The sequence below is a fragment of the Methylobacterium radiodurans genome (assembly GCF_003173735.1).
Classification (GTDB): domain Bacteria; phylum Pseudomonadota; class Alphaproteobacteria; order Rhizobiales; family Beijerinckiaceae; genus Methylobacterium; species Methylobacterium radiodurans.
Genome location: NZ_CP029551.1, coordinates 4,237,209 through 4,252,677, shown reverse-complemented (window position 1 = coordinate 4,252,677; position 15,469 = coordinate 4,237,209). Strand labels below are relative to the sequence as shown.

The 15,469-nt window shown below is 67.7% G+C and carries 12 protein-coding genes and 1 pseudogene; 4 read left to right on the top strand and 9 right to left on the bottom strand.

The features are described 5' to 3' along the window. Positions 1-6 precede the first annotated feature (6 nt). Positions 7-594, top strand: a complete 588-nt coding sequence (locus DK427_RS27185; protein WP_109952785.1) for an HWE histidine kinase domain-containing protein — start codon at positions 7-9, stop codon at positions 592-594. 143 nt (positions 595-737) lie between these two features. Here DK427_RS27185 and DK427_RS19935 read toward each other — a convergent pair whose 3' ends face one another. Then, on the bottom strand, positions 738-983 hold the full coding sequence (locus DK427_RS19935; protein WP_109952784.1) for a hypothetical protein: 246 nt from the start codon (positions 981-983) through the stop codon (positions 738-740). A 10-nt stretch (positions 984-993) separates the two neighbouring features. Next, the gene (locus DK427_RS26500) at positions 994-1,359 is read right to left on the bottom strand and encodes a hypothetical protein (protein ID WP_162559856.1); all 366 of its coding nucleotides are present in this window, start codon (positions 1,357-1,359) and stop codon (positions 994-996) included. A gap of 196 nt (positions 1,360-1,555) precedes the next feature. On the opposite strand from DK427_RS26500, the pseudogene DK427_RS27180 reads away from it, so the two are divergent. Beyond that, a pseudogene (locus DK427_RS27180) lies at positions 1,556-1,887 on the top strand (IS3 family transposase); the annotation flags it as partial. A 258-nt stretch (positions 1,888-2,145) separates the two neighbouring features. Here the strand turns inward: DK427_RS27180 and DK427_RS19930 are convergent. Continuing rightward, on the bottom strand, positions 2,146-2,538 hold the full coding sequence (locus DK427_RS19930; RefSeq protein WP_109952783.1) for a hypothetical protein: 393 nt from the start codon (positions 2,536-2,538) through the stop codon (positions 2,146-2,148). Between the two features lie 173 nt (positions 2,539-2,711). After that, a complete protein-coding gene (locus tag DK427_RS19925; RefSeq protein WP_109952782.1) occupies positions 2,712-2,942 on the bottom strand; it encodes a hypothetical protein in 231 nt (76 codons plus the stop codon). 862 nt (positions 2,943-3,804) lie between these two features. On the opposite strand from DK427_RS19925, the gene DK427_RS19920 reads away from it, so the two are divergent. Continuing rightward, the gene (locus DK427_RS19920; RefSeq protein ID WP_109952781.1) at positions 3,805-4,086 is read left to right on the top strand and encodes a PilZ domain-containing protein; all 282 of its coding nucleotides are present in this window, start codon (positions 3,805-3,807) and stop codon (positions 4,084-4,086) included. 759 nt (positions 4,087-4,845) lie between these two features. Here DK427_RS19920 and DK427_RS19915 read toward each other — a convergent pair. The 5 genes from DK427_RS19915 to DK427_RS19890 form a co-directional block, all read right to left on the bottom strand. Further along, positions 4,846-6,036 (bottom strand): S1 family peptidase, encoded by a 1,191-nt coding sequence (locus tag DK427_RS19915; RefSeq protein WP_109952780.1) that lies wholly within the window; start codon positions 6,034-6,036, stop codon positions 4,846-4,848. A gap of 1,705 nt (positions 6,037-7,741) precedes the next feature. Beyond that, positions 7,742-8,719: a metallophosphoesterase family protein gene (locus DK427_RS19905; RefSeq protein ID WP_109952778.1), complete on the bottom strand. Its 978-nt coding sequence runs from the start codon at positions 8,717-8,719 to the stop codon at positions 7,742-7,744. 73 nt (positions 8,720-8,792) lie between these two features. Next, positions 8,793-9,581 (bottom strand): metallophosphoesterase, encoded by a 789-nt coding sequence (locus tag DK427_RS19900; RefSeq protein WP_109952777.1) that lies wholly within the window; start codon positions 9,579-9,581, stop codon positions 8,793-8,795. A gap of 184 nt (positions 9,582-9,765) precedes the next feature. After that, positions 9,766-10,740 (bottom strand): 3'-5' exonuclease, encoded by a 975-nt coding sequence (locus DK427_RS19895; RefSeq protein ID WP_109952776.1) that lies wholly within the window; start codon positions 10,738-10,740, stop codon positions 9,766-9,768. Positions 10,741-10,755: 15 nt separating this feature from the next. Next, positions 10,756-12,834 carry an AAA family ATPase gene (locus tag DK427_RS19890; RefSeq protein ID WP_109952775.1) on the bottom strand — a complete coding sequence of 693 codons (2,079 nt, stop codon included), beginning with the start codon at positions 12,832-12,834 and terminating at the stop codon, positions 10,756-10,758. 1,963 nt (positions 12,835-14,797) lie between these two features. On the opposite strand from DK427_RS19890, the gene DK427_RS19880 reads away from it, so the two are divergent. Next, positions 14,798-15,226, top strand: coding sequence for a CBS domain-containing protein (locus tag DK427_RS19880; protein ID WP_109952773.1), 429 nt, complete (start codon positions 14,798-14,800; stop codon positions 15,224-15,226). Positions 15,227-15,469: the final 243 nt, after the last annotated feature.

Here is a 15,469-nt window from a genome sequence, read left to right as displayed (position 1 = left end):
CAGGCCATGATGGTTGACGAACTGCAGTACCGCACCCGAAACCTGGTTGCCGTGGTGCGCTCAATTGCTTGTCAGATCATGGGGGCGAGTGCGATGCCGGTCGCCTTCCAGCCCCGCTCCAACGACCGGTTTGCCGCTCTCTCGCGCGTTCAGGGCCTGCCCTCGCGTTCCGCCCGTGAGCCGATCACCATCCGCGCGCTGATCCAGGCGGAACTCGACGCGATCGGGGTCATGCCGGGGAAGGTACGGGTAGAGCTCGACGGGCCGCCCGCGGCGCTGCGCAAGACAAGCGTGCAGATGCTTGCCCTCGCCCTTCATCAGTTGGCCACCAACGCCCGCAAGTACGGCGCACTGGTGGGTGGGCAAGGAGGGTTGCGGATGCGCTGGGAGACCTACCGCACGGGCGGCGAGCGGTGGCTCTCGCTGACGTGGTTGGAGGATGGTGCCAGCAGCCGACGAGCGGATGGCCCGGCCCGACGCGGCTATGGACGTGAGCTGATCGAGAAGGCGTTGCCATACGCGCTGGAGGTACGGACCAGCTATGAACTTGGCGAGGCGCAGCTGGGCTGCCCCATCGAGATGCCGATGAGCTGACCCCTTCCGGATACCCGGTGTCGCATCGGGTACGCTCGCGTCGTCGGATTCCCGGGCGGTCGTGGCGCGACACGAAGGCTTCTCGTCCTTTCATCTCCCCGGGAGAGCACGGGCCGCCCTGTTCACGCCAACGGCAACCCGGATCAATCCTGCTTCGGTACCCGGATGGCCGGCCTCCCGGACGCCAGCTCCTCGCGAAGTTCGTAGTTTCGGGCCCGCAGCTCCGCGAGATTGTCCATCTCGGACCAGAACCGCAGCTCGGCCTCGCGGGTGTCGTGACCCGCCTTGACCATTTCCGCCAGGGACGTGGCGCAAATCGTCGTCAGCATCTCGGCCCTCGCGATGGCGAGTCCCAACTCGTGGGCATGCTTGTCACGCTTGCTCGTCATGACATCCGCATCATGCGCCCGACGCGTCCGGCCGGGCTCGATCGGGAACGGCTCCCATGCCGGCCGTCCGATCCTGGCACGCGGAACACCCCACGGGCCGCGGCCGGACGAGTGCGTCGAGATCGGCCGCGGTGATGATCCCGGGGGAGTTGCAGGTCTCGACGTTCTTGCGCTTCTGAAGACCAGAGAGAACCTCTTCCCGAAATCCAGTCGCGCGCCGCGCGGCTTCCGGGCTTTCGTACAGGCCCGGCCACCAGAGGCCGTTCTCCGTCACGGCATAGGCGCCGCCTGCGGTCCTGAGCACGTTCGGCACCGTGTCATCCTTCGCGAACAACCGACCGACTGGACTATCGGAAGGTCCCACGGCCACGGTCATCGCCGCTCCGACACGGCAGTGCATTGCGCTGGATCAAGGCTTCGCTCGACCCATCCAACCGAGCGAATGTCCCGTGGCCGTCATGGGTCGTTGGCTCACCCTTCGTGGCGACGTCGGACGGACATCTCTCTGACCTGACCGGTCGATTTCGGACCAAGCTGTTTGAAAGGATCAGCCAGGACCGAAGGAGACGGAGCTGCGTCGAGGTCGGAAGACGAGCATGGTGCAGGCGGTGCTGACACTGAGGCAGATCGATATGCTGACGGCAAAGGGCAAGAGCTTGGCGCTGGCTCAACGGAGGCTGGGGTCTCGGAGCAGAATGACTCACGCTGGCGCAAGGAGTGCGGCGGCCTTCAGGTCGATCGGACGCGTCGGATGAAGGGTCTCCAGGGCGCAACGCACGGTTGCGGCGGCTCGCGGCCGATCTGCCCCTGGAAAAGCAAACGCTCGAGGACGTCGCGATGGAAAGCTGTAGCTCCCGAACGACGTCGCGCCTGCCGGATCGTCGACCAGGAGCAAGGTACGCAACCTGGCAGGGCAGGAGCGAGCGGTCCGGCCGCCATAGAGGATCCGTCCGACCCCTTCCTGACGGGAGTGGAACGCCGATGCGGGGTCCAAACCCGTGCCGGCGTCGCTCGCGCCTGCACTGCGCTACAGTTCGCCGTGCTACAACGCCAAGCCGCACCGTGCGCCATGCGGAGGCGCTCATCCAAGCCGCTTGATATCCTGGGGGAAAGTCGTTCCCGGATTTCCCGGTTACCCGACCGGCAACCAGTGACGGCACCCTTACTGCGTGAGGCCGCTTCCGATGCGGCTGCGCTTCCGGCCGCCGAGCCAGTAGGACACAGGGTATACGACGTGGGAGGTGACCGTCTCCAGCCAAGCTGCCGCGGTCGAAGGTACAGGCCGATCCCGCATCCACCTGGCTTCATCCTCGGCGATCCGCGTCGCCATAAGGGCCGCGACGTAGACGTCCTCATGCTCTCTGCACTCATCCAGAGCGCTGAGCTGAGCCGCCAGCTTGCTCCCCGCCAGGGAATGCTGGACGAAGGCACCGCGCACGCAGGCGTGCCAGGTCCGCTCCAACGCCGGCAGGTCCGTGGTTCCCGTGTCGGCCTTCGCCTCGCCGGGGGTCGAGCTGAGGGTCAGCAAAACCGGAAGGAGTAGGAGCGAGCGCATGACGCTCGTTATGCTACGGCCAAGCTTCGTCGGCAAGAACAAATTGGCAACAAAGGCGTGGGACGCACGTTCGCGCACGTGGTTCGCGCGGCCGTGGCTTGGACATGGCTAGCGGAGGGGCACGACGCGCGAGCGGCCTGGGAGGAACTGAGGCAAGGCAGTGAACGACTTCCTCAGCCCAGGCCAGGCTCCACGGTGACGTCAGCCAGATAGACCGCCAGGCGCTCCCCGGCAGCTAGGTCCTCGCACTCGATCAAGACGTGCAGAGGTCGAACCGGCTTCTCCTGCTGGAGATGCCGCAGGATACGCTCGGCCGTGTCAGCTGCCTCGCCTTCGGTGCCGCCTGTGACGCGACACGCATAGCTTGGGCCGGTGATCACGATGCTGAAGGCCGCAGGCACCATGCATCTCAACGCGGTACCAGAAGGCAGGTTCGCTCCAGGCGAGACGCCGAACCTGTCATGGCTGAGGAGAGGGGTGTGGACCGGCCTCCAAGACGCACAAGACTGCTCCCGCGTCCCGGGGACCTTACGCCTTCGACGCATGATCCCTCAGGATGAGCCGCAACTTTTTCGGTCGGAACCTAGAAGCACGCAGGAGATTGATCATATGTCGGTATCAAACCACCGACACATGATGGTATGCACGTCTCTCGGACGGGAAACCCCGCTCTCTGCAAAGTCAGGGAGAGCGGGGTTTCTTGTGCTGAGCTTCGCAGATTGGATTGCCCTGTCATTCTGTGCGCTCTGCTGTACGCTCAGGTCCTACCGTTGCGAGCCCCTCGTCCGGTCGAACGTTCAGGTCGTGCCGAGCTCGTTCTGATTCGTTCCCTCCTGATCAGCATCGCGGGGACGGAACGGCATCAAACCAAGCACAGACGGAGGGACGGCGCGAGGGCGAAACGAGCTTTCTCTCTGGGGGTATGCCTCCGGTCCACCTTCTATCCCGATAAAGCGCTCGCTCATGCCTGCAACCCAGCCAAAATCTATGCTGTAGAAGAAATACGGGCCAGTGCGAGGCCGCCCTGGCGGACGGGACGCGCTGCCTGTGCGCGCTCCGCCCCCCCCTCCTACCGCTTCGACCAAGTCATTCCGAACGCCAACGGCGGCGAGCCCAGTCTCGCCAACCACCAAGGGATCCGATGCGGCTGACCACCTCTTGGCGGCGCACGCAGCAACCAAAGGCGGTCACGCCAGCGGACGTAAGTCGTTGTTCAGCACGCCTGCGCGATAAGCGTTGCGCACTACACCACAAGCACGGCCCATCATGTCTTCCATCAGCATCCGCTCGAAGCGCCGCGCGAGCGACAGCCTTGGCCGTATCACTCATGAAGGAGGCGAGATCCTCTGTGATGTCAGGGACATCTCAATTGCCGGTGCCCGCCTGACGGTGCATGGCGAGCAGCAGGCACCAGAAAGTTTTTCGCTTAAGATCGAAGGCACCGGCCTGACCTTCTCTTGCGATGTCGTCTGGCGCAAACAGAGAGATCTTGGTGTCCGCTTCCTGGCGAAGGGCGCTCGTGGGCACGCAGGCGCTGGATCATCGTGAAGCACCCTACGTTCGGATCGGATTCTTGACTCGAGGCCGAACGCCTACCGCGGAGGCGCTTTCCGACGCATCAAAACCTCCTCCACATGGCGCAAAGCCATACCACATGGAAGACCATCTTCCAGGAAGCAGGCCAAGTAGACATAGCGATCTCTCCGTGAATGCGGAAAGAGAGAGATAGAACAACAAAAACCCGGCGCAGCGGATGGCTACCCGAATATCGAAATACAGGTGCACTAATTCCTATGATCCGCCTACGACAAGACACGTCCGAGGACAATACGACCCCGCTTGCATCGGAAAATATTAGATCAACACTCGACATATAATGATATACTGATGATTTTAGCAGGAACAATTTATTGGATTTGATTCATTCTAGGTCATAGGTTTCGATTTCCATCTTTGTGGGATCGACGAGTGGCGTGAGACCAGACTTGCGCTTCTTGAGCCCCCCGCTGACTCCGAATTACTGTACGCTGGGCGTCGGATACTCCCCGTACCATTCCCGGTACATCTGTCGTCGTAATGTGGCATATGCCGTGCGATAGGTGGCATGCCCCGCCTAGGTCTCAACCCGTGGGTTCGGGGTCGCGGGTCGGCTAGGGCGGCTTCGTCTCCTCTCCCGGTCGACCCGTTTCAACCCCTGGATACGTGCGGCCGGATATGGCGGCACAGCTCGGAGGGGAGGGGAGCCGTCATGGTGATGGCGGCATCGGACCGTCCGCCGACTGCCAGAGCGCACGATTTCTCGGCCGATCAGCGACAGACGACTTGCACGGTGAAGTCACGAGCCTTCTCCGCGATCGTGGACCCATCCATCGCATCGCTCGTCCGAACGTTGATCGGTGCTTCGATTGCGTTCGCGTCGAGGAAGCTCAGGGCTACCGATGTCTTGATCGCGAAGTTGACGTTCTGCGGGATATCGCCAGACGCGAAAGCAACCTGCTTCGATTGAATGACGCCGACGACGTTTGCGTATTGGTCCAGCACTGGGCCACCGCTGTTGCCGCCGTGGATGGGAGCGGAAATTTGGATGTTCCGGGTATCATTGTTCGATCCGGCGGTCGCTGTTACGTTGCCGATCGTGAAGTTCCCGGTAGATGACAGTACGTCTGTTTGGGGAAAGCCATAAACGTAGACCGGCTCACCCAAGCGCGCTCTGACCGACAGGGGCGGGACAACCTTTTGGGGTAGGTCGGTGCTGAGCACCGCAAGATCGTTGTTAGCGTCTCGCGCCACGAGGCGAGCTTTAATTGAAGGATTCCCGGGTTGCTGAACGATGTAATCAGAGCATCCTTCGACAACATGGTTGTTCGTTAGGATGTGCCCCCGTTCAGATACGAAGAACCCGGTACCGGTGCTAAAGCTCCCTTCGGCTCTCTTGTGAGGCTTTGCCGGACCTGCTCCATCAGCCTTTGCAGAAGCGGTTCTTACGTCCTTCTGGCAGCCTATGACCGCTTCGAACGCTTCCGTTGATCCGACGAGCGAAAGCTGAGCTATTTGGCGCCCTTTGAAAAGCACCGACACAGATCCGGCGCTTGCAAGATCGTCAATGAATTTGTCTTTCAATCCTGCTTGGAACAAACCGCGCTCATCGTCGCGGGCGAAGCCGGTAAACAGACCGCGCCACGCCGCGCGCCCGCGAGTCGTCATTCGTATTTCGTACTCTTCGCCGATCTCGATGGAACGCCATTTCTCGTTCGTGAATGCGATGTAGGTCGTCCCCCGCTTGCCGTTGATGCCGAACCACATCGTAGTTCCATCGCCATAGGTCGCGGCGGCCAGACACCCGTCGAGGCTTTCGCTGTAGCCGATCGACCAGCCAGCGACTTTTCCGACCGTCTTATCGACCGTAAGGGTCGGCGGCAGGGGCGCCGCTAGCGCGGATTGAGCGCCCAAGTGCATGATGACGATCGCGCTTGTGGTGGCGATGAGACGTGCCAGCATCGTGTGCAGCTTCCTACGACGTCGTTCCAGAAGCCTCAGGGACGGTTGCTCACTGCCGTTGTCGCTGACGGACCCTTCGTCTTGGAGAACGGATCGGCGGAGGCGCTGATGACTGCGACGCCTTGAGGGGCGCCTTGCTGGCGCGCGGGGGCACGAACGCGAGCCACGCGCGCCCGAGGAGCCGGACGCACATAATGGCGCCGTCCATAGACAACTACCGGGCGAGGTTGAGCATTGGCAATGATCGCGCCGGCAATCACGCCGCCAAGCACACCACCGAGCACCGATCCTGCATTCTGCGCTTGCGCTTTCGCTGGAATGAAAGTGAGAGCAAACGACGCGAGCATAGCTGCCGTGAGTGAACTACGCATCAGCATCGATTATTCCCCGATCTCATACATGGACGCACTAAAGTCCGTCCGGTCGCCGCGCACCCCAATCCTCAGCCATGATGCACTGAGTTCGGATCGGGGCCGAACGTAGCTTAGCCATTGCCTGGCGATTGGGAAGAGGGCTGCGCCACATTCCTTCCACAAATTGCATCGGTAAGGTTGCTGAGCATGCGGACGCCCTGCCATGTCGCGCTCGCGGACGGCTAAGGTGCCGACGAACTGGTGATCGAGGGTGACGGTGCCGTTGCTGATCATCAGCGGCGTTGGCTCAGCAGCCACGGCGCAGGCCCTGGCACGACGATCCTGCCATCCTCCTCCCGACCGGTCGTGTCCCCTTATCGAGGTCGCGAACGGCAGCGAGGACCGGAAGGGCGACGAGCACCAGCAAGCGCTTCCCGTGTATCGCGTCGGTACTGCGCTCGCTCGATCACGTCGTTCGTGGGCCGGCTCGTTGACCGGGGCTTCCCCGCGCGGGACGGCCAGGGTTCGGACGTAAGTCTTATCAAAGAAGTCAGGCCGGAAGCCGCACCTGTCGATAGCTGTGGAGGTACGCCCTAAACGCGGACCGCCGGCCCGGACCGCGCTACCAGCCCGAAGAACGAGAGAGGACGTGCCGTCCCCGAGAATGTCGGTCGAAGGAGTCCAAAGTTGCCCGTGGATCCGTCGGTCAAGCCGCCGTGGCCCGCATCTCGTCCACTGCGCACTCGTCGGCCCGGAAACGCCAGTCGGGGATGCCCAGGTCCTGGCAGAACCGCGCCTTCGCTTCCCAAGTCGCAGCCGTCTCGGATACCGCCGCCACGGGAAGTCGGCGCTGTACGACCCGATGGTCGTGCCCCCTGCCATCGGTGACGGTCCTACGGAACGTTACCAGGAACATCCTCATCGCTCGGCTCCCGCATCGTTGGACCAGGCAATTCTGGACGGGGTTCGCAGGTCGTGCCTTGATCCAGCGCAAGGACGCGAGGAGCGGGGCAGGGTCCCTCGCACGCGCGATTCCGTTCCGCCCCCTTCGCGGCGCGGAGGCCTTGGTCGGCGCGCTCGACCAGGCTCGCGATGCCCTCCTCCGGTCGATACTCCACGTCGGCGATCGATACCGTGATCCGGCCAGTCGGGTCGCCCGAACCTTCGTCGACGAGGCGCTGCCTGCCGAGGCGTGCCCGGATCCGCCCCGCCGCCGACGCGGCCGCACGGTCCTGCCGTGGCAAGGCGGCCACTGCCTCGGAGTGGCCCCGATCCACGTAGGCGACACCGGCGCTGGGAGGAGATGGGCCCCGGTGGCTCCGGAACCGGGGTAGGGGACGTGAACCGTCGGCTCACACTTCCACGACCAGCGACGGGTCGAAGCCGTTGCCCACGCCTCTGGGATTGGCGACCACGCGGGTCTTGCCGACGCGGATGTCGACCGCCTCGGGGACGGCGCCATGGATCCAGAGGGCCGGGGCACCCCAGGACAGCATGATCGCTTCCAGGTCGGAAGCATACGTCGCCGGCAACCATCGCTCGTAACTCCACCCCTTCCAAAGCTCGGGCAGGCATCGGCGGGACGGCGCGTGGTGCGTGACCACGACGGCACGGTCCTCGGGACGGACGCCGGGAACCAAGGTTTGAGGTCCCGGCCTGAAGCCGAGGCCTTGTTGGACGATCGCTGCGAGGGCGTCCTCGATGTATGCCCGCGATCGCGCGTGGGCGGCCAATGCGTCGTGCGGCGACCAGCCTGGCGGGCGGACCGGGTGGGAGCCGTCGGCCGACCACATACGCCGGGCCTGGACCCGGGCGCCTTGCCCCTGGAACGGGCCCATGAGGCACCAATCGGTCCACAGCGTGGCCCCCACGACGTGGACGGCGGTGCCGTCCGGTGCCTCCAGTCGCGCGGTCTCGTCCGACAGGAGCCTGACGCCCATGCCGACGGCGAGCTCGCGCGCCCGCGCGATCCCGTCCGGGTCCGGGGCGGCCGTTCCGAACTCCGCGCTGCCGGCCACGAGGATGACCGGCTTGCCCGCGATGAGCCCATCCCGCTCCGCGGCGATCCAGCGCAAGCAGGCTTCCAGGCTCGGGGCGATGCCGCCCGCCAGGACGAGCACGTCGAAGTCGGGCGCCACGACGGGAAGGGCGGGCAGCACCTCGCGATCGGTTTGCAGGTCCGAGAGGATCCAGATCCGCATCGGCCGCCTCACCGGCGCAGGCGCGTCGCCGGACGCATCGCGCGACCGGTCGGCCGGGGCCGGAAGGTTCCCGCGCCGCGGCAGCGGCGCGGGTGCGTCATCGAAGGGATCCAGGGCAACCTTCGGCATGGCGTCCTCCTGCGGGACCGGGTCGGTAGGAAAGGGGTCGGTACCGGAATGGCCTGCCGTCGCCGGCGGGACGTCAGCTCTCCGCCGAGGGGACATCGACCAACATGGCAGGATCGAAATCCGGGTTCTCGGCCCCGTATCCCTTCGGATTGCACAGCACGCGGGTATCGCCGCAGCGGTAATCGAAGGACGCATGGGCGTGGCCGTGCACCCAGATCCCGGGAGCCGCGGCTGCGACCAAGCTATCGAGGCGCGAGGCGAAGCTCGGGTTCATCGGCCGTCCGAGATACCGCTTGGCGACGGAGCGTCCGCTCGGGGCATGATGCGAGACGACGACGCGGGCGCGGGCCTCGCCCGACCTGGCCGCGAGGGCGGCCTGCAGGAAGGCACGGGAGTCCCGATGAAGCTCCGCCGCATGTTCCGGTCGGAAAGGCTGCCGCCGCGGCTCGCGCCGCGCGGCGATCAACCTGTGGTCGTTCAAGCCATCGGCGGCCTCGCGCATGGCGTCCGCGCGCCAGCGCTCGCCTTCGAGGTCGTAATCCGTCCACAAGGTGCAGCCCGAGAAGGCTACGTCGCCGATCACCACGCTCCGGTTTTCCAGGAGGTCGATGCCCCGATCGCGGGCGGCCGCCCGCGCCCGTCTCAGCTCCTCCGGATGGCACCTCCCGTGGAAATCGCAGTTCCCGGCGACGAGCACGACCGGCATGTGGGGGCGAACCACCCGCGCGAGCCATGCCACGCCGTCGGCGAGGCATCCGCCGAGATCGCCCGCGACGACTGCCACGTCGGCCGGAGGGATGGCCGGCGGGGTCCAGGGACGGCCGACGTCGCGGTGCAGGTCCGAGAAGATCCAGAGCTTCATCCTTGGCCTCCGGGCAGGGCGAAACGTCCCGGCGTCGGGAGACGGGGGCGCGGTCATGCTTGAGCGGATCCGTCAACGGACATTGCCGGCCGGAGGACGATCGCGGCCCTGCCCGGGCCGTGGCGACCTGGGGGTACGCCCAAGGCCGCGCGATGGCCGCGGCGGGGCTCGGGGGAGCGGGTGCCTACCCCCCGCGGGGACGCAGGCCGTCCTGCGATCGCCGTCCCACGTAAGGCGGCACGCGTTCCGCGTTACTGCGCCATTCCCGGGCGAAGGCCGCAAGGTGCGGCCTTTCCGCGCCGTCCTCGTCCAGGCGGCGCAAGAGGCCGTCGATCGCCTCGTCGTGGGAGCCCGCGTCCACCCGACCGGTGAGGTGGGCCCATCTGAGGAAGACGACGAAGAGGTTCGCGACGTCGGTCTCGCAGTAGGCGCGCACGCGCGCGATCTCGCCGCGGGACACGAGATCCGCGACGCAGGACCCGTGCTCGCCCATCTTGCCCGGCGCGCCGACCGCGGCGGCGGCCTCCTCCAGCGTGAGGCGCGGCGCGGCGCCGAACGAGGACATCGCGTCCATGAGGTCGAGGTGCCACTCCTGGGCGTGGCGCTGCCCGTAGTTGGCCCATCTGGTGCCTCTCTGGAACCAGGCGGGCGCCGAGAGGCCATGCACGAGGGAGCGGGCGAGGATGACCGGCATGTCGAACGCGCGACCGTTCCAGGTGACGACCCTGTGCCGGGCACCCTCGAAGAGCTTCCAGAACGCCCGTAGGAGCCGGACCTCGTCCCAATCCGGTTCACCGCCGCTGCGACAGGAGCGGACCTCGTAGGTCTCCGAACGCGTCCCGGGATCCCTGCCGACCGCGGCCTCGACGACGGAGATGGCGACCACCTTGTGCCAGAGCGGCTTCGGGAACCGGTCCGCGGGCCAATCCCCCGGCATCAGCGCGGGGTCCGGCACGGTCTCGACGTCGAGCATCAGCAAGGTGTCGTTCGGGTGCTCCTCCCCATTGTGAGAGCGCATCGAGGTCCGGGACGCGCCCGAGTGCGGGTGCTGCCGACCTCGGGCGGGGTCGGACGACAGGACGCCCGGGCCGTGCCGCCCGGCAGGGCGGGCGACGCCCGGAAGACGCGGCTGGGTGCCACCGCGGTGCTGGTCGAGCATGAATCCTCCCGCTCTTCAGGATCGGCCGGAACCGCCGGTACGGCCATGCGCCCGGCGCGCCGGGCGACCGGCGAACAGGGCACGGGTCCGGGCGTCATCGAGGTAACCGTCTCGGAACAGGCCTTCCGCCAGCCGTTCGAGGGCGAGGCGCTCGACCCGCATCAGGTCGCAGGCCAGCTCGTAGGCCTGGCGGAGGCGCTCGTGCACCGGCCGCAGCAGCCAGGGCATCCGCGCGAGATCGACGTCCCGCCCTTGGGCCAGGGAGACCAGGGGGAACTCGGACGAGAAGCCCCAGCTCCCCTCCATGGCGGCGGCGCACCGGGTCGCGACGGCCAGGTCGTCGGCCGACCCGGACGACACGTTTCCGAGCAGCACCTCCTCGGCCGCCCGGCCGGCCAACGCCACGATGAGGAAGCGCTCGATGTCGGGCTCGGTCATGCCTCCGTACGGCTCGTCGCGCACCCATTCGGTCAGCCCCCCGGCCGCGGTGATGGAGAGGGTCACCGTGTCCTGCGCGCCGCCGGACAGGAGCGCCACGGCGTGGCCGGCCTCGTGCACCGCGCAGCGCATGCGCAACCCCGCGCCGAGCTGCGGGACGCCGTCCGCCGCGGCGTGGAGCAGGTCGTCGCGGACGAGCGGCCTGCCGGCCCGGCGCGCGATCCCGCGGGCGCGCCGGACCAATGCCTCCACGTCGGCGCCCGTCCTGCCGCGGACGAGTGCCGCGATCGGTGCGAGATCGAAGCCCTCGCCGTCGGTCCCGAGGTGGAGGCGGAGCATTCCGACCAGGGCGTCCAGGTTTGGCAACCCGATCTCGAAGTGGCGATCCAGCCGCCCGGAACGCAGGATGGCCGGATCGATCCTGGACGGATGGTTGGTGGTCCCGATGACCACCACGCCCTCGCGGGCGACCGCTCCGTCGAGATGCTCCAACAGGGCGTTCACGACTTGGACGGAGTAGTCGCGGTGCTCGGAGGCGAACGCCGCGCGATCCCCGAAGGAATCCAGCTCGTCGATCAGGGCCACGCAAGGCGCGCGGCGGGCGAGTTCGAAGAACTGCCGCATCGCCCCCAAGGTATGCCCAAGATGACCGTCCCTCGCGGACTGCCACTGGCCGAGCGACCCCGCGAGCAGGGGCAGCCCGGCGCTGCGGGCGAGCGCCATCGCGAAGCGCGTCTTCCCGCATCCGGGCGGCCCGCTGACCAGGGCCGCCGACTCGCAGGCCGAGAAAGGGATGGTGCCGGAAAGCCAGAGTCGCAGGTCGGCGACGAGCGCGAGTCCCCAATCCCTTGCCTTGCCGTAGCCGTGCATGTCCTCGAGCTTCGGGCATGCGTCGGCCGCGCGGGTGCCCGGACCGTCCCGCCCTTCCAGCCTCGCGACGGCGGCATCGGCGTCCCTGCCATGTCGGACGCAGGCCCTGAGATCGCCCGGACCGCACGACCGCGCGAGCGCGTCGGGCACCGGATCGGACGGGACGGTCCCGGTCACGGCCTCGATGACGAGGGCCAGACCCTCGCCGTCGAGCGGCCCGGCGCGCACCCTGAGGTCGGCCGCCGCGACGATGTCCGCGGGCAGCAGGGTGGCGGGACTCGGGCTGATGCCCACGACAGCGTGACCCGCCAGCAGGGCCGCGCCGACGATGTCGTTGCCACGGTCGGGACGGTGCTCCCGCGAGTTGCCGTCGCACGCGAAGACGACGAGGCCGCCCTTCGTGTCGTCGTCGAACGAGCGCCTCATGGCGGACCCGTCGAGCACCTTGCCCCCGGGCCCGAGCAGGCAGGGCCCGAGGGCGCGCCGCATCGGCTCGACCCACTCGGCGGAAGCGACCTGCACGACGATCGCCGGGGGAGCGTCGCAGGCAAGGCCCGGAAGATCGCGTCCGAGGCCCTTCGCCAAGACGACCGCGGCGCCGGCGACGTCGGCGGCCACGCGCGCGGGCGGCTCGGCCCCGACCTTCGGACTCGCCTCGATCCAGGCATCGAATTCCGGACCGGCCAGGTCGAAGGGCGCGTTCCTGGACCGGGCCTCGGCCCGAAGGGACGCGATGAAGGCCCTCGCCCTGTTCCCGCCCCCGTTCCCGCTCCCAGCCGCGCCCATGTGACCTCCGTGCTTGCGAATGTTCGGTCATCGTGTCCGGCGCGCGCCTAGCCCCGGGGCCGCCGGGGACGCCGGGCGTGGCCGCCCCGTCCGGCAGGAGGGCGACGGACCCATCCCGCGGCGAGAGCGGGCAGCGCGGCGTCCCCGGGGCGTCGTCGCGCGAGGGCCGCGAGGGCATGGGCGATCACGACGGGAGCGGTCGCGTCACCGGCCGCGGCGAGCAGGACGAGATTGCACATGACGAGGTCGGACGCGGTCGAATCGGCACCGCAACGACGGACATGATCCAGCGCCACGGCGGCGGCGGCCGCGGGATCCCCGCGCCTGGCGGCTGCCCAACGGGGCTCGCCCCACATCGCCGTGGATCCGACCAGCGTCACGAGGCCCGACAGGTCGTTGCCCGTGAGGCTTGCCGGATCCCTCCTGCGCCAGACGGACAGGGGCCCCCGATGCCGTCCAGGTCTCAATCCGTGCATCCCCGGCGCTTGCCCCGGTCCGACCATGCGACGTTGCCCATCGCGATCCTCCGTCCTGGTACGCGTTCGAGACATGAGTTACCGTCCTTCCGGCGAGGGGCGTGCGCGACCCGCTGGCTTCCCCCGCGGGCGTTCGCAGGTCGCGGACCGTCCCCGGCCCGGAGCCCGCGAGCGGCCGGCGCTCTCATTCGCCACACGATGTCGGAACGCCGGTTATTATACCAGAGGTAAAATAACGCCGCAACCGCGTGCCCCTGCGACCGCTCCGTCCGGCGCGACATGGTCAGCGTCGTAAGCACCTTGAGGAGTCGGTCCGTGCCCGCGTCCGGCGGCCGAATGGGGACGCGGGTCATGCCATGCCGGAGCAGGGTTGATCGACCGGACCGGTAGCGCGACAGTCGCGTCGCGGATCAGGGCAGGGCGTTCGGATGGGGCGAGACCGTCCCGCGGAAGGTTCGCGGCGAGCGGGGACACCCGTCATGCGCCTTGCGATGCACGGTAGCGGGCGTCTGTCCGCCATAGCCGCCGTGGACGTTGACGGCCCCATGGCAAGCTAGGCACCGTTTCGCCGCGGACCGATGGACGCTCAACGCCTCCATGAGGGTTATCCCGCACCACTCCCCATGGATCCTGGCTTCGCACATGAAGGGTGAACCGGTCTGCATGCGCGCAGCTTGGCACGTCCGGGAGGACGTTGCTGTGCGCCGCTTGCCACGGGGATCGCCGTCCCGCCGCCGGGGCCGGCCGAAAGGGGCGGAGCCGAGGCCGCGCCGGAGGGTTCGCGAGCCGGTCGGACGTAGGCTTCCCCGGGCCGATGGGGCGCCAAGACGACGGCATTCCGAAGCGTCCCGGCGCGGCCGCGTCGCCCGCGCACCCGGGGAGCGCGGCGCCGATCCGGGCCGGTTCGAGGTCTCCGGTCCGCCCCGCACCGCTCGTTCAAGTGTTCGACCTCGGCCCTGATCATCTTCGGACGGCTCGATCAGCTGACGGCGAGGCCAGGCACCCTCTGCGTCACGGAAGTTCAAGCCTCGCGACGCGGACGATTCCCTTCATGGCCCGCGCCGGGCATGCCCCCCGAGGCGCAGCGATCCCGTGGCTGGGCTAAGCGGATGTCCCTGACGTCGCCTTTTCCCGTTCCGCGGTCAGGCGCTAGCGATGGCGGGCTCGATCATGGGACAAGAGGGCCGGAGCGCCCGCCGAGATCGGCGGCCTGGCCGGCATCCGCGATTCCCGCGTCCGTGCAACGCCGCCCCCGGCGCTCGGTCGCGGCAGATTCGGATCGACGGTCCCGTCTGCGCCCCGCGCGTTGATCCGGATCAATGCCGGCCGTGTGCAACGAGGTACGGACACGTGCCCGACCGGTCACGGCTCGCGCCGCGGCGTACCGCGTTCGGGATGACGGCCGGAGTAGGTCTCGGCAGGGGTACCCGTCCCGCTCGGTCGGCCGGGCCCGTCGGTCGTTCACGAACCTTCAGCGGAGGCAAGGCATGACAGCGCGGACCGTATCGGACCTCCTCGCGGGTCGAACGCTGCGCAGCATCGGCGCCAGCTTCACGGTGGCGGCAGCCTGCCATCGCATGCGCGAGCATGGCGTCGGCGCGCTGGCCGTCCTCGACGACGGCAAGCTCGTCGGCATCCTCAGCGAGCGGGACATCGCCGTCCGGGTGATCGCCGGTCATCGCGACCCCATGCTAACCCTCGTGCGCGAGGTGATGACCCCCCGACCCCGGACGGTCCCGGCGCACGAACCGATCCCGGCGGCGCTTCGGGCCATGATGCACGGTCGCTTTCGGCACCTGCCGGTCCTTTCGGACGGGGAGCCCGTCGGGATGCTCTCGTTGCGGGACATCCCGGCCGAATATCGGACGGAAGGCGAGCCACCCCGTCACCGGTCCGTCGTCCCGGCGCTGGGCTGAACGGCCCGGTCCCAAACGGCGACCGGAGGAGCGGACGGCGTTCCGACGCCGATGCAGACCCGTGCACACGGACGGCATCGAGCACCGTTCGCCCGGCCTCGGAGATCGTGCCGGACCCCGGGACCGCAGCTGCCGCCGACGCGGTCGCGAGCCGGACGGCGCGCGACGGAGCAACCCGGGACGGGATTGCCGGGCGGCAATGATGCTCGACAACGCGCGGCGCATCCGGCAACTTCGCGAGCC

Coding starts and splice junctions, on each gene's coding strand:
- DK427_RS19925 (WP_109952782.1), bottom strand. CDS start 2,942: ATGGTGCCTGCGGCCTTCAGCATCGTGATCACCGGCCCAAGCTATGCG.
- DK427_RS19890 (WP_109952775.1), bottom strand. CDS start 12,834: ATGGGCGCGGCTGGGAGCGGGAACGGGGGCGGGAACAGGGCGAGGGCC.
- DK427_RS19930 (WP_109952783.1), bottom strand. CDS start 2,538: ATGCGCTCGCTCCTACTCCTTCCGGTTTTGCTGACCCTCAGCTCGACC.
- DK427_RS19915 (WP_109952780.1), bottom strand. CDS start 6,036: ATGCTGGCACGTCTCATCGCCACCACAAGCGCGATCGTCATCATGCAC.
- DK427_RS27185 (WP_109952785.1), top strand. CDS start 7: ATGATGGTTGACGAACTGCAGTACCGCACCCGAAACCTGGTTGCCGTG.
- DK427_RS26500 (WP_162559856.1), bottom strand. CDS start 1,359: ATGACCGTGGCCGTGGGACCTTCCGATAGTCCAGTCGGTCGGTTGTTC.
- DK427_RS19895 (WP_109952776.1), bottom strand. CDS start 10,740: ATGCTCGACCAGCACCGCGGTGGCACCCAGCCGCGTCTTCCGGGCGTC.
- DK427_RS19920 (WP_109952781.1), top strand. CDS start 3,805: ATGTCTTCCATCAGCATCCGCTCGAAGCGCCGCGCGAGCGACAGCCTT.
- DK427_RS19905 (WP_109952778.1), bottom strand. CDS start 8,719: ATGCCGAAGGTTGCCCTGGATCCCTTCGATGACGCACCCGCGCCGCTG.
- DK427_RS19880 (WP_109952773.1), top strand. CDS start 14,798: ATGACAGCGCGGACCGTATCGGACCTCCTCGCGGGTCGAACGCTGCGC.
- DK427_RS19900 (WP_109952777.1), bottom strand. CDS start 9,581: ATGAAGCTCTGGATCTTCTCGGACCTGCACCGCGACGTCGGCCGTCCC.
- DK427_RS19935 (WP_109952784.1), bottom strand. CDS start 983: ATGACGAGCAAGCGTGACAAGCATGCCCACGAGTTGGGACTCGCCATC.